This is a genomic window from Shewanella mesophila, from assembly GCF_019457515.1.
In the GTDB taxonomy this organism is placed as follows: domain Bacteria; phylum Pseudomonadota; class Gammaproteobacteria; order Enterobacterales; family Shewanellaceae; genus Shewanella; species Shewanella mesophila.
The window spans coordinates 3049959-3069743 of record NZ_CP080421.1 but is presented as its reverse complement, the minus strand read 5'-3'; the positions used below and the strand labels follow the sequence as shown (position 1 = coordinate 3069743).

The 19785-nt window shown below is 43.4% G+C and carries 16 protein-coding genes and 2 tRNA genes; 13 read left to right on the top strand and 5 right to left on the bottom strand.

The genetic code is table 11. From position 1 onward, the window contains the following. Positions 1-250 precede the first annotated feature (250 nt). The 5 genes from K0I73_RS13630 (at position 251) to nagP (ending at position 8012) form a co-directional block, all read left to right on the top strand. Complete coding sequence (locus tag K0I73_RS13630; RefSeq protein ID WP_220061619.1) at positions 251-2908, top strand: beta-N-acetylhexosaminidase; 2658 nt, start codon at positions 251-253, stop codon at positions 2906-2908. Between the two features lie 222 nt (positions 2909-3130). Beyond that, positions 3131-4030, top strand: coding sequence for an N-acetylglucosamine kinase (nagK, locus tag K0I73_RS13625; RefSeq protein ID WP_220061618.1), 900 nt, complete (start codon positions 3131-3133; stop codon positions 4028-4030). A 45-nt stretch (positions 4031-4075) separates the two neighbouring features. Continuing rightward, complete coding sequence (nagA, locus tag K0I73_RS13620) at positions 4076-5209, top strand: N-acetylglucosamine-6-phosphate deacetylase (RefSeq protein ID WP_220061617.1); 1134 nt, start codon at positions 4076-4078, stop codon at positions 5207-5209. Positions 5210-5308: 99 nt separating this feature from the next. Next, on the top strand, positions 5309-6463 hold the full coding sequence (gene nagX / locus K0I73_RS13615; protein ID WP_258405191.1) for a transmembrane glucosamine N-acetyltransferase NagX: 1155 nt from the start codon (positions 5309-5311) through the stop codon (positions 6461-6463). Between the two features lie 244 nt (positions 6464-6707). Further along, positions 6708-8012 carry an N-acetylglucosamine MFS transporter NagP gene (nagP, locus tag K0I73_RS13610; RefSeq protein WP_434086684.1) on the top strand — a complete coding sequence of 435 codons (1305 nt, stop codon included), beginning with the start codon at positions 6708-6710 and terminating at the stop codon, positions 8010-8012. A 316-nt stretch (positions 8013-8328) separates the two neighbouring features. Here nagP and K0I73_RS13605 read toward each other — a convergent pair. Together K0I73_RS13605 and K0I73_RS13600 are read right to left on the bottom strand one after the other, a co-directional pair. Continuing rightward, positions 8329-8404 (bottom strand) — tRNA-Thr (locus K0I73_RS13605). A gap of 32 nt (positions 8405-8436) precedes the next feature. Beyond that, positions 8437-8512 (bottom strand) — tRNA-Phe (locus K0I73_RS13600). A gap of 442 nt (positions 8513-8954) precedes the next feature. On the opposite strand from K0I73_RS13600, the gene K0I73_RS13595 reads away from it, so the two are divergent. Together K0I73_RS13595 and K0I73_RS13590 are read left to right on the top strand one after the other, a co-directional pair. After that, positions 8955-9509 (top strand): cytochrome b, encoded by a 555-nt coding sequence (locus K0I73_RS13595; protein ID WP_220061616.1) that lies wholly within the window; start codon positions 8955-8957, stop codon positions 9507-9509. After that, the gene (locus K0I73_RS13590; protein ID WP_220061615.1) at positions 9506-10081 is read left to right on the top strand and encodes a YceI family protein; all 576 of its coding nucleotides are present in this window, start codon (positions 9506-9508) and stop codon (positions 10079-10081) included. Before K0I73_RS13595 ends, K0I73_RS13590 begins: the two co-directional genes overlap by 4 nt. Before the next feature lie 84 nt (positions 10082-10165). On the opposite strand, the gene K0I73_RS13585 is transcribed toward K0I73_RS13590, so the two are convergent. Together K0I73_RS13585 and mutY are read right to left on the bottom strand one after the other, a co-directional pair. Then, on the bottom strand, positions 10166-10444 hold the full coding sequence (locus K0I73_RS13585) for an oxidative damage protection protein (protein WP_220061614.1): 279 nt from the start codon (positions 10442-10444) through the stop codon (positions 10166-10168). Positions 10445-10446: 2 nt separating this feature from the next. Further along, a complete protein-coding gene (mutY, locus tag K0I73_RS13580; protein ID WP_220061613.1) occupies positions 10447-11508 on the bottom strand; it encodes an A/G-specific adenine glycosylase in 1062 nt (353 codons plus the stop codon). Between the two features lie 284 nt (positions 11509-11792). Between mutY and trmB the strand changes: the two genes are divergently transcribed. The 6 genes from trmB to K0I73_RS13550 all read left to right on the top strand — a co-directional run bounded on the left by trmB (position 11793) and on the right by K0I73_RS13550 (position 17473). Further along, positions 11793-12509 carry a tRNA (guanosine(46)-N7)-methyltransferase TrmB gene (trmB, locus tag K0I73_RS13575; protein ID WP_220061612.1) on the top strand — a complete coding sequence of 239 codons (717 nt, stop codon included), beginning with the start codon at positions 11793-11795 and terminating at the stop codon, positions 12507-12509. Between the two features lie 65 nt (positions 12510-12574). Beyond that, complete coding sequence (locus K0I73_RS13570) at positions 12575-12898, top strand: YggL family protein (RefSeq protein ID WP_220061611.1); 324 nt, start codon at positions 12575-12577, stop codon at positions 12896-12898. Further along, complete coding sequence (glsB, locus tag K0I73_RS13565) at positions 12889-13812, top strand: glutaminase B (RefSeq protein ID WP_258405190.1); 924 nt, start codon at positions 12889-12891, stop codon at positions 13810-13812. Before K0I73_RS13570 ends, glsB begins: the two co-directional genes overlap by 10 nt. Positions 13813-14016: 204 nt before the next feature. Further along, positions 14017-14844 carry a YggN family protein gene (locus K0I73_RS13560; RefSeq protein WP_220061609.1) on the top strand — a complete coding sequence of 276 codons (828 nt, stop codon included), beginning with the start codon at positions 14017-14019 and terminating at the stop codon, positions 14842-14844. 350 nt (positions 14845-15194) lie between these two features. Further along, positions 15195-16136 carry a LysR family transcriptional regulator gene (locus K0I73_RS13555; protein WP_220061608.1) on the top strand — a complete coding sequence of 314 codons (942 nt, stop codon included), beginning with the start codon at positions 15195-15197 and terminating at the stop codon, positions 16134-16136. A 695-nt stretch (positions 16137-16831) separates the two neighbouring features. Continuing rightward, positions 16832-17473 carry a hypothetical protein gene (locus K0I73_RS13550; protein WP_258405189.1) on the top strand — a complete coding sequence of 214 codons (642 nt, stop codon included), beginning with the start codon at positions 16832-16834 and terminating at the stop codon, positions 17471-17473. A 162-nt stretch (positions 17474-17635) separates the two neighbouring features. On the opposite strand, the gene K0I73_RS13540 is transcribed toward K0I73_RS13550, so the two are convergent. Then, positions 17636-19720: a DUF885 domain-containing protein gene (locus K0I73_RS13540; protein WP_258405188.1), complete on the bottom strand. Its 2085-nt coding sequence runs from the start codon at positions 19718-19720 to the stop codon at positions 17636-17638. Between the last annotated feature and the right edge of the window lie 65 nt (positions 19721-19785).

The window sequence follows — 19785 nt, the reverse complement described above, 5'->3', positions numbered from 1 at the left end:
GGTATGTCTTTAACTATTAATAGGTTTGATATATTAGGCATGATAATCAGTGCTTATTGCTTACTAGGATCGCTTAATGTGGTTGCTATAGATTGTTAGGCTGCAATCATCTTGAAGGCTTTAGCCACTGTCTTTGGTACTCATGTGATGGGTTGTGGACTGTTAGTGCAAGGAGATGGCTGTAGCGTTCATAGTCAACTTTAGATGACAGATTAAATGATAGGTTAGATTAAATATTAAGAGGACGGTAATGAACAATAAACTTGTCGCAGTCGCTGTGATGCTTAGTTTAAGCTGCGTAGCTTGCAATGAATCAAGATCGCAAAATTCAGATATAGCTTCCCAGTCTAGTTCAGTTGCTCATTTGACTCAAAACCAGCTCAATGAGTTTGCAGACTCTTTAGTCGTTACCTACAAGACTGTGACTAATTATCCAGAGCAATGCACCACATCTGGTGTCGACGGACGCTGTTTTGCCGCGCAAATAACATTGACTCCTAAAGCCGAACTGCCTACTCGCGATTGGGCTATCTATTACAGTCAGATGCGCCCAGTAAAACAGGTGTCATCAGATCAGTTTAATATCAAGCATATTAAAGGCGATTTACACCAGATCACGCCTACGGATAAGTTTGGCGGATTTAATAAGGGGCAATCTCAGACTATCGATTTTCTCGGAGAGCTTTGGCAGTTATCAGAAACCGACGCCATGCCTAATTACTATATGGTGGTTCCAGGGCTTAATCCTGCGGTGATAAAAAGCACCATGCTAGCAACGGATGCAGATACAGGTATGGAGACTCGCCCGTATGCCGCGTCTTATACCAATGCGGAAACCCAATATAAGCGCAGCGACACAGATCGATTGGAGTGGGCAAAACCTGAAGTATTGTTTAGGGAAAATGAGGGAGTTGCTAACGATCCAAGCCTAGCAATTAACACCATTATTCCTACTCCTAAGATACAAGTTTTAGATACTCATCTTGCTGCCACCTCACTAAAGAGTGGCTATCGTTTATCGCTTGGAGATGTTGCGCAAAGGACCGTCGATGCTGCATTAAATCGTTTGCAGCGTTTAGGTGTGAATGAAAATCCAGATGGGGTTTTACTGGAGCTTAAGCCGCTTGGTAAATCGTTAGCTGCTGGTGGCTATCAGCTCACTATTTTGCCGAACCAGATCACTATCTATGCGGCTGACGATGCTGGCTACTCCTACGGTATAGCCTCACTTGCAAGTCTAATTGATGTAAAAGAGTTGGCCGTTGATGCTATGCGTATTGAAGATGAGCCTAGGTATGCATTTAGAGGCATGCACGTTGATGTTGCGCGAAACTTTCACAGTAAACAATTTATGTTAGATCTGATCGATCAAATGGCGGCATACAAACTCAATAAACTTCATCTGCACATGGCTGACGATGAAGGTTGGCGTCTTGAAATCGATGGTTTACCTGAGCTAACTGATATTGGTAGTAAACGCTGTCATGATTTAACTGAAGAGACTTGTCTATTGCCTCAACTCGGTAGTGGGCCAAGCGCAGATGCTAAAGTAAATGGTTATTACACTAAGGCCGATTATATTGAGATTTTACGATATGCATCGGCAAGGCAGGTCCAAGTTATTCCCTCTATGGATATGCCGGGACATTCACGAGCCGCAATTAAATCGATGGAAGCTCGTTTTCGAAAGCTTACCGCTGTAGGGGATAGCGCTGCTGCAAATGAGTATCGCCTGATCGATCCACAAGATAAGACACAATATGCGTCGATTCAATATTATGACGACAACACCTTGAATGTCTGTATGGAGTCAACTTTCCACTTTGTCGACAAAGTGGTCGATGAAATAGCCAAGCTGCACCAGCAAGCTGGTCAACCATTGACTATTTATCATATTGGCGCAGATGAAACTGCAGGTGCTTGGGTTGATTCGCCCGTGTGTCAGGCCTTTTTAGAGAGTAATGATAAAGGTGTGGCTAGCGAAAAGGATTATGGCGCCTATTTCATCGAGCGCGTCTCTAATCTATTGGCACAAAAAGGCATAAAGCCTGCGGGTTGGAGTGATGGCATGAGTCATACTCGTGCCGATCGCATGCCAAAGGTTAGCCAGAGTAATATCTGGGATGTGGTGTCTCATGACGGCTTTAAGCGAGCGCACGATCAAGCCAACTTAGGTTGGGATACGGTATTGAGCAATCCTGAGGTTCTCTATTTTGATTTCCCCTACGAAGCCGATCCTAAAGAGCATGGTTACTACTGGGCTAGTCGCAACAGTAGTGAGCGTAAACTGTACAGTTTTATGCCTGATAACTTACCAGCGAATGCTGAGCAATGGACCGATATAGAAGGGCGCCCATTTGAAGCTGACGATACCCTTAAGCTAGATGAAACCGGGAAGCGGATCAGTGGCCCGCTTGCTAAGGACCTTAAGTTTTCGGGGATCCAGGGACAGATTTGGAGCGAAACGATTCGTAGTGATGATGTGGCTGAATATATGATCTTTCCAAGGTTGCTGGTGCTAGCTGAACGTGCTTGGCATCAGGCCGATTGGGAAGTGCCTTATCAATATCAAGGCGCTATATATAATCAAAATAGCGGTCACTTTACCGAAGAGATGCGCGCTAAGCAGCAGGCGCAATGGACACAGTTTGCCAATACCTTAGGGCACAAAGAGCTGATAAAACTCGATCGAGCCGATATCGCTTATCGCGTACCTACCGTTGGGGCGATGATTAAAGATGACTTGCTTTTTACTAACACTATTTATCCTGGACTAGCGGTTGAGTATAGAGTCAACGATGGGCCTTGGCAGCGTTACTTTGAGGCGGTGAGAGTCCTAGGTAAAGTCGAGGTAAGAGCTATCGCAGCAGACGGTCAACGCAAGGGACGTGTGTTATCCGTTAATTAATCGTGTCATAAATCTAGAGCTGCCTATGTCTACGTCAGCTCTAGACTCTATTGCTTATCCAACTGATTTATTAATATAAATACATTCATTTCCGAATCTTTTAAAATATAAATGACAGCGTTGTCATTTATGTTGTAACATAGAGTTAACCTAGTCGAAAGGCAGAGCTGAGCCCTTTTTAAATGCTTCTCTCTGGATATAAAACAGTGAAAGAGGTCCGTAATGGGATTTAACCAGACAAAGGAAGCCCCCTTATTTATTGGTATCGATGGTGGTGGCAGTAAATGTCGAGCCACCATTTATGCAAGCGATGATCGTGTCCTTGGGACAGGCGTAGCAGGACGAGCAAATCCTTTGTTCGGTCTGTCACAGACTTTTGAGTCTATTAAACTCTCTACTCAACTAGCATTGGAAGATGCGGGTCTTCAGGCGAGTGATAGCGGACAGCTTGTGGCTGGTCTTGGCTTGGCTGGAGTTAATGTTCCCCATTTATATCAAGAGCTGGTTAAGTGGCAGCATCCATTTGCTAACATATTTGTGACTACCGATCTTCATACTGCTTGTATAGGAGCGCATCATGGTAGTGATGGCGCGGTGATTATCACCGGAACAGGATCTTGTGGTTACGTCCATGTAGCAGAAAAATCTTTATCCTTGGGTGGCCATGGTTTTCCATTAGGTGATAAAGGAAGTGGTGCCTGGTTAGGGTTAAAGGCGGCAGAGCAGGTGTTATTAGATCTCGATGGTTTCGGTCCTAAGACACAGTTAACCGAGCGTCTTAAGAATCATTTTCAGATAACTGATGCCATGGGGATTGTTGAGCAGTTAGCGGGTAAGTCCTCTAGTTGCTACGCTACCTTAGCCCGCTTGGTATTAGAAAGTGCCACTGAGCAAGATGAGGTCGCTAAAAGCATAGTCGTAGAAGGCGCGGCCTACATCAGCGAGTTAGCCAAGAAGTTATTTAGTTTGCATCCGCCTCGTTTTTCAATGATAGGCGGACTTGCTGAACCTCTTGCTCCTTGGTTAGATAAAGACGTCGTCGCCAGAATATCGCCAGTTATTGCGCCACCAGAAATGGGGGCTGCTTATTATGCGCGTCAGTGTTATGCCGCCGCAGATTAATAAAAGCAACTATTTGATGGATAAGTATTTCGTAGGATTTAATTTATGAAGCAAACCTTAATCGCTGATCAGGTCTTTGATGGTGAGGTGTTTCATCAAAACTTGCCAGTGACAATCGACGATGGCCATATTATAGCGTTCGATACCGTGGCCGACATAAAACCTGTTCGGGTCAATGGCACACTGGTACCAGGATTTATCGATATACAGGTTAATGGCGGCGGCGGGGCACTGCTCAACGCAGACCGCAGTGTTAAATGTATTGAAACGATTGGCCGTGCTCACGCCCAGTTTGGCACGACAGGCTTTTTGCCCACCTTAATTACCGATGATATTGACGTTATGCGCACCGCGGCAGATGCGGTGGCTCAGTCTTTATCTGAAGGGAGTGATGGTGTTTTGGGCGTGCATTTTGAAGGTCCTCATCTTTCAGTCCCTAAAAAAGGGGTACATCCACAGTCTCACATTCGTCGAATTTCTGATGCCGAGCTAGACGTTTTTTGTCGTAAGGACTTAGGTGTTAAAGTCGTTACCCTCGCACCTGAGAATGTTTCTGTTGAGGTGATTAAAGCCTTGGTGGCAGAAGATGTACGAGTCTGTTTAGGTCACTCTAACGCCGACTACGATACAGTGGTTGCCGCCCTTAAGGCTGGTGCAACAGGTTTTACTCATCTGTACAACGCAATGTCGCCTATGGGATCGCGTGAGCCTGGCATGGTTGGCGCCGCCATCGAGAGCCGCGATGCTTGGTGCGGTTTGATTGTCGATGGTCACCATGTACATGCCGCCGCTGCTAAAGTAGCCATTTATGCAAAGCCTAAAGGCAAGGTGATGTTAGTCACAGATGCCATGCCACCGGTTGGTATGGCACAAGATGCAAGTTTTGAGCTTTTCGGTACTAAAGTCATTCGCGATGGCGATCGATTAAATGCGATAACGGGGGAGCTTGCTGGCTGTGTTTTAGATATGGCGCAAGCGGTGAACAACTGCGTTAGCATGTTGGGGCTAGAATTCGGTGAGGCTCTTCGTATGGCATCGCTCTATCCTGCGCTGTTTATCGGCCAAGATAGTGTTCGCGGAACGCTTAAGGTTGGGAAAAAAGCAGATATGGTCTTGCTGGACTCTCAGCGACAGGTGACTAGAACCTATATCGGTGGCAAATTGGTATATCAGATTTAACCCTGTAAATTTTGTTATTAAGCCCTAAAAGCCAAACTTTTGGGGCTTAATAACAATACAAGTTGACTGACCTAAACGAATAAGAACAAGAACCTTAGTATGGCGGAAAATCTCAATATGGAAGCAAGCCTGAAAAAAACGTCGAAACCACGGCTTATGTCACTCGATGCTTTGCGTGGATTCGATATGTTTTGGATCCTCGGTGGTGAGGCCCTGTTTGCTGGCCTACTGACCTGGACGGGATGGCAAGGCTGGAAGATAGCCGCTGCACAGATGCATCATAGTCAGTGGCATGGATTTACTTTTTATGATTTGATTTTTCCGCTGTTTATTTTCCTCTCTGGGGTCGCACTGGGCTTATCTCCGAAGCGTCTAGATAAGTTACCTTTTACGACTCGCTTACCCGTTTATCGTCACGCATTTAAGCGTTTGGCTTTATTATTATTTTTCGGTGTTCTTTATAATCACGGATGGGGAAATGGTGTCCCAGCGGCGCTGGATGAGATCCGTTATGCCAGTGTGCTAGGACGTATTGCCTTTGCCTGGTTTTTTGCGGCTATGCTGGTTTGGCATACTAGCTTAAAGATTCAGATCGGCGTTGCTATGGCATTGCTGTTTGGTTATGCCTTTATCCAGCTTTATGTTCCTGTTCCCGGCGGAAATGCTGGTGACTTATCAATGGCTGGCTCAATCAACGCTTATGTTGATAGCCTTCTGCTACCAGGCGTTAGCTATCAAGGTCGGGCAACAGATCCCGAAGGTGTATTATCAATGATTCCCGCGGTAATTAATGCCTTAGCCGGCGTCTTTACTGGCCACTTCATTGTAAAGACTCACCCAAAAGGCGAGTGGGCTAAGGTTGGCGTACTGTTATTAATCGGCACTGTCATACTCGGGCTAGGTTGGCTATCTAATAGTGTTATTCCTGTAAATAAAGATTTATGGACCAGTAGCTTTGTATTGGTGACTACGGGTTGGAGTTTGATATTTTTGGCTCTTTTCTATGCCTTGGTTGATGTGCTCAGATTACATCGCCTCGCTTTTGTATTTGTTGTTATTGGTTGTAATGCCATCATTATTTACCTCTCCTCAAGCCTTGTTAAATGGCAATACGTTTCGTCGAGTCTCTTTGGTGGTTTTATTGATGTACTACCAGCATCAATGCAGATGTTTGCTGCAACGATTGGGTTGCTCACGGTGCAGTGGTTGTTACTGTATTGGATGTATAAACGTGGCATTTTTATTAAAGTTTGACCTTTGAAATATCATGGCTGATTTTTTTAGTGAACTAAATCGATAAGTTAGCTATGTATTCAATTAAAATTAAAAATGACAGCGTTGTCTTTTGGTGTTTTATGTTTTAACATCGGTGAAACAAGGGGGCAAAACTATTCCAATGCTTCTGGAGTCGAGCCTTTGATAGCTGTACCACTATAATACTGAGCCGGTACTGGTTTAACTGGTATCAACATATTAATTACTATAAGAAAACAGGCTTATGGAAATGACATTAAATAGTGAAATTAAGCGCAGTAGCGCGATCCCGATGGCGATTGTCGCAGGACTGTTCTTTATTCTAGGATTTGCTACTTGGTTAAATGGCTCATTGATGCCCTATCTTAAGCAGATCCTTCAACTTTCCCCCTTTCAAGCTTCACTCATCCTTTTCTCTTTTTATATTGCCGTTACATTTACAGCACTTCCTTCGGCTTGGGTTATACGAAAAGTGGGCTATAAAACCGGTATGGCATTAGGCATGGGGATAATGATGCTCGCGGGCTTGTTGTTTATTCCTGCGGCTAAGACCCAAATATTTGTCCTGTTTCTGTTTGCTCAATTGGTGATGGGGACTGGGCAGACTTTGTTGCAAACTGCTGTTAATCCTTATGTTGTTCGAATTGGTCCAGAGGAATCCGCGGCAGCTCGTGTTAGCGTAATGGGGATCCTTAATAAGGGCGCTGGCGTTATTGCACCGTTAGTATTCACCGCGCTGATCCTGGATAGCTTTAAAGATCGCGTCGGTATGGAGCTGACTCAAGTTCAAATCGATGAGATGGCCAATAGCTTAGTTTATCCCTATATGGGAATGGCATTGTTTATTGGGTTATTAGCCGTCTTAGTGAAGAAGTCTCCCTTACCTGAGTTGGAAAAAGAAGATGATGAAGAGGGCTGTGGTAAAGGGCATACTCGCGAAGCACTGTCTCATCCGAATCTTGCATTAGGTGTGGTAGCGCTATTTTTCTATGTTGCCGTCGAGGTTATCGCTGGCGATACCATAGGTACTTTTGCATTGTCACTGGGTGTTGAAAACTACGGCGTGATGACCTCATATACCATGATCTGTATGGTGCTGGGTTACACCTTAGGTATTTTGACTATCCCACGTTTTATCTCCCAGCCTAAGGCGCTAATGATCTCTGCGATCCTAGGACTTGTATTAACCTTAGGGATTTTATTTGGCGACAATAGCTCTTACGCCATAGCAAATACTCTATTGGTACCTTTTGGTGGCGCCATGTTACCCGATACCTTATTAATGATCGCTTTCCTTGGGTTAGCCAATGCGATTGTTTGGCCTGCGGTATGGCCGCTAGCGTTATCGGGTATGGGTAAGTTGACTAGCACTGGTTCGGCGCTATTGGTCATGGGCATTGCAGGTGGTGCTTTCGGTCCACTGTTTTGGGGACTAACTAGTTCGGCAACGTCACTCGGGCAGCAGGGCGGTTATATGGTGATGTTCCCCTGTTATCTGTTTATCCTGTTTTATGCCGTTAAAGGGCATAAGATGAGAAGCTGGAAATAGTATCAATCTATAAGAGATTCGGTGACTTAGCCTGAAGCGTGATGCTTTTGTCTGTTAGGCGGGCTAACACAAGTTGTACTTATACCGATTGGTATTAACTGATGAGGAGCCTAAGGGCTCCTTTTTTATTACCTATCTTTATTCTGAAAGGTATTGCTGAACTTGGAGCAACCATTTCATCGTCCATTCGCCTTGAATTAGTTGCCAAAAAACACGTTGAATAGATCACTTTCTTATATTGATTGGTATAGATTGTTCGAGGGATTAAGATAATTTAGATATAAAAAAGCCCCGACAATGTCGAGGCTAATTTATATGGTGCCGGCACCAAGAGTCGAACTCGGGACCTACTGATTACAAGTCAGTTGCTCTACCAACTGAGCTATGCCGGCTTAACTTTTACAACTAATGTACTGCTAAATAGTGGTGCCCGAACCCGGAATCGAACCAGGGACACGAGGATTTTCAATCCTCTGCTCTACCGACTGAGCTATTCGGGCAACTAAACTAAGTGTCTAGTTTACTACTTCAAACCAGGTCTTATGTAACCCGTGTCGTTTGGAGTGCGCGTATAATATAGCGGTCATATTTATCCTGCAAGTGCTTTTTTAGATAAATCTTACTGCATGGCTAGTTAATGCTCAAAATGTCTGTTTTTTATCTTGTTAGCTGGTTTTTAGTGCGACAAAGCTACACTCAAGCGCTTTTATAACGTCTGTTTGGTTCTAGCTAAGGCTTCGATCTAAAGCTCCCATCTAAAATTGAGTCGTTAAATTGCTACTTTCTCTGGTTAAGGCCCCTAAATGCTTCCTAAAGTGCGCGAAAGACTCTAACTATTCTAATAATTCGAATCTAATTGGCGAAATTACGCGATATTCACCGTTAAAAATCGAACGTACTATCTTTTAAAAGGAAAATATCACCTGAATAAGTGGAGTGACTATGTTTAAGAATACCGAAACTCATTTTGGCTTAATGAGTATCCTGCTGCACTGGGTTTCAGCCGTTGTTGTTGTCGGTTTGTTTGCTTTGGGCTTTTGGATGGTGGATTTAACTTATTACAGTAGTTGGTATAAAACAGCGCCAGAACTACATAAGAGTGTTGGAGTGCTATTGCTCCTGGCAACATTAGCTCGATTGCTTTGGCGATGGAGTAACCCAAAGCCTAGAGGGCTGGCCGGGCATCAAGCTTGGGAGAAGACCTTTGGCGCCGCAGTTCATGGGTTGCTGTATCTGCTACTCATGGCTATTTTTTGCAGCGGTTATTTGATCTCTACGGCAGATGGGCGTGGCATTATGGTATTTGGTTTGTTTGAGCTACCTAGCCTAGGGGCATTATTTAATGATCAAGCAGATTTGGCGGGTGTCATCCATCAGTATTTGGCTTATAGCCTAATTGCTTTAGTGGGTATACATATGCTTGGGGCGATAAAGCATCACGTAATCGATAAAGATTCAACATTAGTCAGAATGGTTACTATTAAGGAGATAAAATGAAAAAGGGTTTATTAAGCAGCGTGATCGCTGGAGCACTATTGATGGCTGGACAGGTAAATGCTGCCGACTATGTTATCGATACTCAAGGAGCTCATGCTTCTGTGCAATTCAAGGTAAGTCATCTGGGATATAGTTTTGTGGTTGGCCGTTTTAACGATTTTTCTGGTGATTTTAGTTTCGATAATGGCGACATTGGTGCATCAAAGGTTAATGTCACCATTAATACGGCAAGTTTAGACTCTAATCATGCTGAGCGAGATAAGCATCTTCGCAGTGAAGATTTTTTGAATGTGGCTAAGTTTCCTCAAGCCACATTTAAATCAACTTCGGTGGAAGATAAAGGCGATGGCAAGTTTGTGCTTAATGGTTTGCTAACCCTTAATGGCGTATCGAAAGATGTGGCTATCGATGCCAACCTTGTGGGAGAGGGCAAAGATCCATGGGGAGGTTACCGCGTTGGATTTATTGGTAGTACAGAGTTTGCATTGAAAGATTACGATATCAAAATGGATTTAGGTCCAGCTTCTAGTCATGTGAAACTCGATCTGGTGGTCGAAGGCATTCGTCAGTAATTTCCATTTTGTACAAAGACAAAAAAGCGCCGTTGATGGCGCTTTTTTATTTAAGTCGTTTTCAGTTATAACTTGTTAGAGAGACTATTGGTCATCTTTCTCTGGCACATAGCCTTCAATTTCAACGTCTTTTCCTTCGAACAGGAAGTTCACCATCTGCTCTTCTAGAAACTTGCGGTCATCGACGTTCATCATGTTGAGCTTCTTCTCGTTGATAAGCATCGTCTGTTTCGACTGCCAAAGAGTCCATGCTTCTTGGCTAATATTGTCGAAAATACGCTTACCCAATTCGCCTGGGTAGAGTTGAAAGGCTAGGCCATCTGCCTCTTTTTTAAGATATTGGCAGTTCACTGTACGAGCCATGATTACTCCTTATTAAATTCAGAACCTAAGCTGGATAGGATCCGCTCTGTTGCCGCGGCTAAACCAACTTTAGGGGGATTGGCTATGTTATACCAGAGTGATGCATCATCTTCCATGATCAGATGTGCTTTACTGGGGTTGATCTTTGCCGTGAATGCTGCGATGTCTAAATGGAAATGACTAAATGTGTGTCTAAAGCTCGCGAGTGGTTCATCTGTCTCTAGCTGCATTCCGTGTTGCTCAATAAACTGGTTAAGTTCTAACATGGTGCCAAATTGTGGAAAACACCATAATCCCCCCCAAATTCCTGCGGGCGGACGTTTGGCCATCATGACCCGGTCACAGTCTCTTATCACCAACATATATGCCAGTTTTTCAGGAATCGTCTTTTTGGGTTTTTTCCCGGGGAACTCGGTCTGCCTTCCCATTAATTGCGCCTTACAATCTATGGCTACAGGACATTGGTCACATTTAGGTTTCGAGCGGGTACAAATACTCGACCCTATGTCCATCATCGCCTGATTGTAATGAGCGATACTGTCTATTGGCGTGAGGCTTTCTGTCAGTTGCCATAATTGCTCTTCGACCTGTTTCTTACCTGGCCAACCTTCAATTGCGCCATGTCTTGCGAGTACTCGCTTTACATTACCGTCTAAAATTGGGTGGTGTTGGCCAAGAGATAGAGACAAGACAGCCCCAGCGGTAGAGCGACCTATACCTGGTAAGGCGAGCACTTGGTCAAATTTTGTTGGAAATTGTCCATCATATTCACGGGCAATGAGCTGGGCACTTTTATGTAGGTTTCTCGCTCTTGCGTAGTAACCCAGCCCTGTCCAATGATGTAGGACTTCATCTTGCTCTGCATCAGCTAAAACGGCAATGGTTGGAAACCTTGCCATAAAGGCGTCGAAATAGGGGATAACCGTAGCGACTTGGGTCTGTTGCAACATAATCTCAGAGACCCAAACTTTGTAAGGCGTCTTATTTTGTTGCCAAGGAAGGTGTTTGCGGCCATGTACGGCGTACCAGTTAACAATGCGCTGGTGAAATTGCTCTTTTTTCATGGCGCTCAGTGTATAGAGCCGCTGATGTTTTCTCAACTTAAATGGGGTTTAAAGTACTGCTTTGCTCGCACCTAGAGCGTTTATTGGTATACTTTGGCAACAATAGGGCTTGCACTGCTCCATTAACTTTGGATAATGCCCTTCTTTTTAAAAATTCCATCATATTAGTGTCAAGATTGTGCATGATCTTGCTAGTTCGGCTGTGTCATTAACTCATGAGTTAAACAGTCGCTACGTTAGATGCTTATATGGCCAACTAATGGCAGAGACAGAGGCTAGAAATAATGAGCGACGTTACAACCGCTGAGTTTAATGAAGAGGGTAAATACCTTCGTAAAGTAAGAAGTTTTGTTCTTCGAGAAGGGCGTTTAACAAAAGGTCAGGCGGTTGCGATGGAGCAGCAGTGGCCGCTAATGGGGCTAGATTACTCTCCCGAGCCTCTCGATTTAGCTCAAGTTTTTGGCCGTGAAGCGGATACGGTTCTCGAGATTGGATTCGGCATGGGGGCCTCTTTAGTTGAGATGGCTAAAGCCGCTCCTGAGCTCAACTTTATCGGCATCGAAGTACACAAGCCCGGAGTCGGTGCCTGTTTGGCTGATGCTGCTGAAGCTGGCGTAACTAATCTACGTGTTTTCCATCATGATGCGATTGAAGTGTTAGAGAACAGTATTGCGCCAGGCTCGCTTGCTAGAGTGCAGCTGTTTTTCCCCGATCCATGGCATAAAAAACGTCACCATAAGCGCCGTATCGTACAGCCTGAATTTGCACAGATGATCCGTAATAGCCTTAAAGTCGGTGGTGTATTTCATCTCGCCACCGATTGGGAAAATTACAGTGAGCATATGCTTGAAGTGATGAGTGCAGCTCCTGGGTATAAGAACCAGTCTGCAAATGGTGATTTCGTGCCGCGTCCAGATCATCGTCCGCTAACAAAATTTGAAGCTCGTGGTCATCGTCTTGGTCATGGTGTATGGGATCTGATGTTCGAGCGCTGTGAATAGCGTTTACGGTTTAACTAGTGTCACTATTTTTATTAACTATTTTAATGAACTAACGGGGTAACAACATGGCAACACGTAGCCGTCGTCTTCGCAAAAAATTGCGTATTGATGAGTTTCAAGAGTTTGGATTTGATGTCAATTGGACTTTTGATGATTCTGTTTCTGAAGAGCAGATTGATAATATTGTCGATCAGTTTATTGCCGAAGTGATTGAAGTGCGTAAGCTCGGTTTCCATGGTGGTGGACATAAAGAGTGGGAAGGCATCATCGCCACCCAAGCTATAGGTAAATGTACCGAAGAAGATCGTGAAGCGGTTAGCGCTTTCTGGAAACAACAACCAACTACCAATGTAGAGATTAGCGAGCTGTATGATATTTGGTGGAACTAAAACCAGATAAGGCGCTACTTGAGCAGGTGGTAGAAGAAGTTCGTCCCCTGCTCGGTCAAGGTAAAGTCGCCAATTACATCCCTGCTTTGGCTAAGGTGGATCCACAAAAGTTAGCCATAGCTGTCACTAGCGTCGATGGCACAACCATTGGTGCTGGTGATTATTTAGAGCCTTTTTCTATTCAGAGTATCTCAAAGGTTTTTAGTCTCACAGTGGCGCTCACATTGTACGAAGAGTATGAAATATGGTCTCGTGTGGGTAAGGAGCCTTCCGGCCAATCTTTCAATTCATTAGTGCAAATCGAGTTAGAGAGAGGGGTTCCACGGAATCCTTTTATCAATGCTGGCGCCTTGATTATCGCCGACCTGTTACAAAGCCGCTTAGGGGCTCCTAAACATCGTATGCTCGAGATTGTTAGGAACTTAAGTGACAATCCCCATATTTTATATGATAAGAATGTCGCTGCTTCTGAGTATGAACACAGTGCTCGCAACGCAGCGATAGCCTACTTGATGAAGTCTTTTGGCAATTTCAATAATGATGTCGATAGGGTGCTAAAGAACTATTTTCATTATTGTGCGATGAGAATGAGCTGCGCCGACCTGTCAAAAGCTATGCTGTATTTAGCCAATGGTGGTCAAAGTTTATCTGGTGAAGCGATTGTTTCTCCAGTACAGACTCGCAAACTTAATGCTTTGCTGGCTACATCTGGGTTATATGACGGTGCTGGCGAGTTTGCTTATCGGGTCGGAATGCCTGGCAAGAGTGGGGTTGGTGGTGGAATTATTGCCGTGATCCCTGGCGACATGAGTGTCTGTGTTTGGTCTCCTGAATTGGATAAGAATGGCAATTCACTCGCGGGTACCGCTGCACTAGAGCGGCTATCTCAATCCCTAGGCAGATCGATATTCTAATCTGTAAAAGTTAGCGATATCTGCCAACAACTGGTTTATATCGCTAATACTCGCTGGGTCACTTTTAACCTCATTCTTCCTCTACCTATTGAATTTTATGGTTATTTAAGTTTTGGCATGATATCTGTATCTAGCTAATTCAATATCGTATTGTCATGGTGAGCAATATTGCGATACGACGAATTAATGATAAGGATGAATGGAATGAAAAAGATAACCGCTTCTTTGGGATTAACCGCCTTGGTACTTGCAACAACGAGCTCCGCTTGGGCGAGTGATAAAGACCACAGCCTTTCTTTTGGTCATGACAATAATCAGTGTGAAGTTAGCCTCAACTATGATGTCGCCGTTGAACCTCGTAAGCTAATCATTAGCGAAGATAAAAAGGAAGTTTATCGTATTGAACTTGGTCAGCTTTACGTCGACGGAGCAGCTGTAAATTTAGATGCCAACCAACAAAAATTGGTAAATCAGTATGCCGATGAGGTCTCTCAACAACTTCCTGAGGTGATTGATTTAGTCCATGATGCGGTCGACATTGCATCCACGGCTGTCAGTATGGCATTAACGCCTTTGCTTGGTGATGCAACCGGAGCGAAAATTGATGAGATGATGGATCGCTTGGGCAGCAGAATCGATACTGTCGCCTATCAAAATGGTGATAGGTTTTATCTTGGTTCGACTGAGTCATCTTTAGAAGACACCTTTGGCAAAGAGTTTGAGCAGGAGATGGAGCAGTTAGTGCAAAGCTCTATTGGCAGCATGATGATGACCTTAGGCAGTGAGATGATGAATGGGGACGGCGACTCTTTCGAAGAAAAAATGCAAGCCTTCTCTGTTAAAATGGATAATGTAGGTAAAGATATTGAAGCTCAGATTGAGCAACAGGCCGCAGCTCTAGAGGAACGAGCAGACAAGCTCTGTGATAATTTTCAACAGTTAGTCGTTTTAGAGTCACAGCTGCGCAAGGAGATCCCACAGCTTGATAAATACCCACTAATGAAGGTGGCTAAACAAGAGTTGCTTGAATAGTTTTATCTTTTAACACTTCTCCCTTTGTTGGACCCTAACAACCAGCAACTTCCCTACACTTTCCTTGGGTGTAGGGCTTTTTTATCTTCTACTATTTGATTATTTTTCCTCTTTGTCTATTGGGTGTATAGTGACAGAAAAATAGGGATTAGAATCAAAGTGCAAATCTTTGGTATACTTGTAAAAAATAATAACAATGCAGGCCAAATTTGTCTGAATAATTAGGCAACTGTCTGACTCTACTATTTGGATTATTCTTAATTGTCAAAGAAATAACCCTATCTTATTGGTTTATCTCTATGATTTATAATTAGTATTTATAGGGTCGCAAACACCTTAAGGCTATTTAAATGTTAGAACTTTTAGAACCTATTGCCATTTTTACTCATGTTGCTCGTGCTGGCAGCTTTAGCTCTGCTGCTCGTAAATTGGGAATTTCTAAATCTAAGGTTAGTACACAGGTTGCTGATCTTGAACATAAACTAGGTGTTCAGTTGATCCAACGTACGACACGTAGCTTGAGCTTAACGGAAGCGGGTCAACTACTTTATGCTCAAGGCGAGGAGCTTCTTAGAGACGCAGAGCAAGCCGTCGCGAGTGTACATAATCTTAATGATGCGACTCGTGGGGTATTAAAAGTCGGTATTTCTCAATCTTTTGGGACTATGCATATCATTCCTGCATTGCCTGATTTTATGGCTAAACATCCTGAGTTAGAACTGCAGGTGAGCTTGTTAGATCATAAAGTTGATGTTGTAAGCGAAGGCCTCGATTTACTGCTAACTATGTCTGAGCAGCTTCCTTTGGGAATGGTTGCTAGACCCCTGATGAAATGCCAATTTTTACTGGTAGCTTCTCCTGAGTATGTTGCTAAGCACGGTTATCCTGAGCGCCCAGAGAAGTTGGTTGACCATAACTGTTTGGTATATCAAGGTGAGTGGCATGAGCATAGTGTTTGGCAGTTTAAGAAGGGTGATGATTACTGCGAAATTGGTGTGGCGGGTAACTTTAGAGTCGACAATGCGCCTGCACTAAAAACTGCTGCCGTGAGTGGTTTAGGTGTCGTTTATCTGGCGAGTTATCTTTTAGAAGATGAGATCGAGAAAGGCACCTTGGTTCCGCTGTTACCCGAATGGCAATTGACTCATCATCTGCCGTTACAAGCCGTTTATCCAAGACGTAAGCATTTAGCGCCTAAAGTGAGCGCATTTATTGATTTCATCAAAGACCATATTGGTACACCACCTTATTGGGATGCTAAATACACATCACTTTATGCACAGCGTAAGTAAGCATCGTTATGGTTAATTAACAACCTATTGATCTGAGGCTATTTAAGGTTTTGTTTGGTTTCAGTTGTTAATAATTTAAAAACATTGTTTTGTTTTTTGGACTAAAAAGCCTTCAAATTTGATTTTGGAGGCTTTTTTCTTTAATAACAGTGAGTTATTTTTGTTGTGTTTATTTAATATTCAATGGCTTATTTAGCCCGGGCTAATGATTGAAAACAATTCACGTTGAAGTTTGTTCTTGTTTTAATACAATGGTGGCAGTTGATTCGGGATGACCTGAACAATATAGACGGGTCAGGAATGACCCCTCGTGATCCGTCTATACAGGTCTGCGTTACTGCAATCTTGATTCGATGCTGGCAGCGCTTTAAGAACTAAAACAATGCTAGCTTTCAAACCATCATCCTAGTTTTGGTTTACCCCAGCAATTTATTGCTGGGGTGATTTTTCTAAAGTGCTCAATCTATCATTTTCATCTGCCATTTTTAAGATTGGTGTCTTATACCTGTCGCATTAACTGTCTGCACTATCTATCTATCTATCTATCTATCTATCTATCTATCTATCTATCTATCTATCTATCTATCTATCTAGTCATTCAATACGCTAGAAGGCGCTGAGTAGATCATTTTCTTATACTGATTGGTATAATGTTACGCTTGGTCATTTGACGTAATCGATATATAGGAATGTTTATGATACGGAAAATCTTATTGTTTATTGTTATTTCGATGGTTCTTGTTATCGTCGCTGGGATCTATCGCTTTAATTTTACTCAAGATGATATCTATTATGTTGAAAATGACATTCAAGATGCTATTCAGTCCGACAGTGACAATGTTATGTTGACCTTATTTAGCTTTCAAACTGATAAGCTCTGGGAGATCCAGTTACCAGAGTCTGAAGCTAAAGCGCCATTGACTAAAGTCACTACAATCGGAGAGCGTCACCTTGCAACGGGCCAATACCGAGATGGCGAAGAGCGTGGTCTAGTCAGTGTCGACTTCTATAAAATCACATCTCTAAACTTTCCTAGCAGTGATGAGGAGATGGTGTTTTCCGTACCTTTCTCAGTATCAAATCAAGGTAGTGGTGTATTTTGGTATGTGGGGTTATTTGTATTAAATACTCATACGGCTGAAATTGGCCAAATAGATACCGCATTGCTTGGAGATCGAATTCAAATTAATGGGCTTCAAATCGATGAGCCTTTTGATGTGACTTCCAGTTTTGTCGTAAGTTATTTGCAGCATGGTCAACAGCAAAGTATGGCTGAGCCGCCACAACAGCTGGTTGTGAAGAGTATTAAAGTATCGGCTCAAGGCTTTTCACTATAGTGATCGCTCTACGCTATGACGACAAAGGTTTGTATCCGTTGGGACGTAAAACGACTTGTTGTTTAGCTATCTGGTTGTTTAGTTATCTGGTTACTTGACCTGTACTGATAATGCCCCGTTCAAGATTATCGAACGGGGCATTATCTTATTCTGCTGAGCGAGTTATGCCTTGTTAGCCCAATCCATTATTTGCGCTTCGAGCACATCCAGTGGCAGCGGCCCATTTTTTAATAGCAAGGTATGGAATTGGCGGATATCAAACTTATCTCCCATTATCTGCTTGGCGTTCTCTCTTATATCGATAATTTTTAACATACCAATTTTATATGCCGTGGCCTGAGATGGCATAACGATGTGACGCTCTACCATCTTTACCGCATCGGATTTTGCATTGGGGGTATTGTTAACGTAGTAGTTAGCCCAATCCATTATTTGCGCTTCGAGCACATCCAGTGGCAGCGGCCCATTTTTTAATAGCAAGGTATGGAATTGGCGGATATCAAACTTATCTCCCATTATCTGCTTGGCGTTCTCTCTTATATCGATAATTTTTAACATACCAATTTTATATGCCGTGGCCTGAGATGGCATAACGATGTGACGCTCTACCATCTTTACCGCATCGGATTTTGCATTGGGGGTATTGTTAACGTAGTAGTTAATTCCCTGTTCGCGGGTCCACTTTTTAGCATGTATTCCAGTATCGACAACTAAGCGACATGAGCGCCACAGTTCCATCGCGAGACGGCCAAAGTCAGAATATGGATCGTCATAGAGCCCCATCTCCTTGGGGAAATATTCACTGTATAATCCCCAACCTTCGATATAAGCGGTATAGCCACCGAATTTTCGAAATTTAGGAATCCCATCTAGCTCTTGTGCGATGGCAATTTGCATATGATGCCCAGGAGTTCCTTCATGGTAGGCTAATGCTTCCATCTGGTATTTGGGCATGGCTTCCATATCATAAAGGTTAGCGTAATAGGTTCCTGGTCGGCTACCATCTGGCGATGGCTGATTGTAAAAGGCTTTACCTGCTGATTTTTCTCTAAATGCTTCCACGCGCTTGACGATCATCGGCGCTTTAGGTTTGACATTAAATACCTCATCCAAACGCCCTGAGATGTTATCGATTAATCCTGTGGCATCATTGAGGTAGGCTTCGCGACCAGCTTCAGTATCTGGATAATAGAACTGTTTATCTTCTCGCATAAACTTAAAGAAGGCTTGTAGATCACCGTCAAAACCCACTTTCTTCATGATGGCTCGCATCTCTTGGTGGATGCGGTCGACCTCGGCTAATCCTAATAGATGGATCTCATCAGCCGTCATATGGGTTGTTGTGGTTCTCGCAAGTGCATTATTGTAAAACGCTTCACCATCTTTAAACTTCCACACCCCATCTTTATTATCGGCTCGTTTCTCTAGGGTGATGATGTAGCTAATCAACTTATCGTATGCAGGTTTTACTTGGCTTGTGAGTGCCGTTTTGGCGTCGAACAGCAGCTGACTCTTCTGCTCTGTATCAATTTCTAGTTTGGCCACTTTTCGTTGAAAGTCTGCCCATAAAGCACTGTCGGCCTGCTCATTAAATGGGGCTCCATCAATGATGTTTCGGCTATCGGACAACACGTGTGCAAATACAAACTTGGGAGCTATGATACCTGCCTGAGCGCGCTCTTCGAGGGCATCTTGTAATTGCTCAAGATATTTTGGCACGCCATTTAAGCGACTAATATAGGCTTTGGCATCGGCTAAATCGCTAATTTGGTGTTGGTTTATTAGAAAGGAGGCAACCATAGAGTGGCCACCATACATCTGATTAACTGGATAGTTGTATAAACGCCATTTGTGATCTGCAATGCTGTTTTCAAGTTTTTGAGTCAATAGATCGTAACTAAGTTTGGTTTGAACATCGAGCCTTTCACGCTTGAGTTGCTTCAATTGGGCAAGATGCTTTTTGTTACGCTCTAGCACTAGTTGATCGGCTTTTTTGCCACGCTCATCCCACTTGTCGTAATCGGTTTTAATGCCTAAATGTGTTTGGCTGATCGGACTTGCCATCACATTTTCCATGAATATTGATTCGAATAGTTGATTGGCTTTTTTTGATTCTTGTTCACTCACTTGAACTCTTGGCTCTTGAGGACTAAGTAGAGACTGAGGTACCTGCTTAGCGTAAACAGAACCCGATAAAATGCTTGAAAGGGCTAAGGCGATCAGTGTCGTTTTTGTTTTTATAGACATAATTTATTTTTTTATTAGGAGAATTAGCGAACTTGTTATCCTAATAAAGCTTGAGTTAAATTATT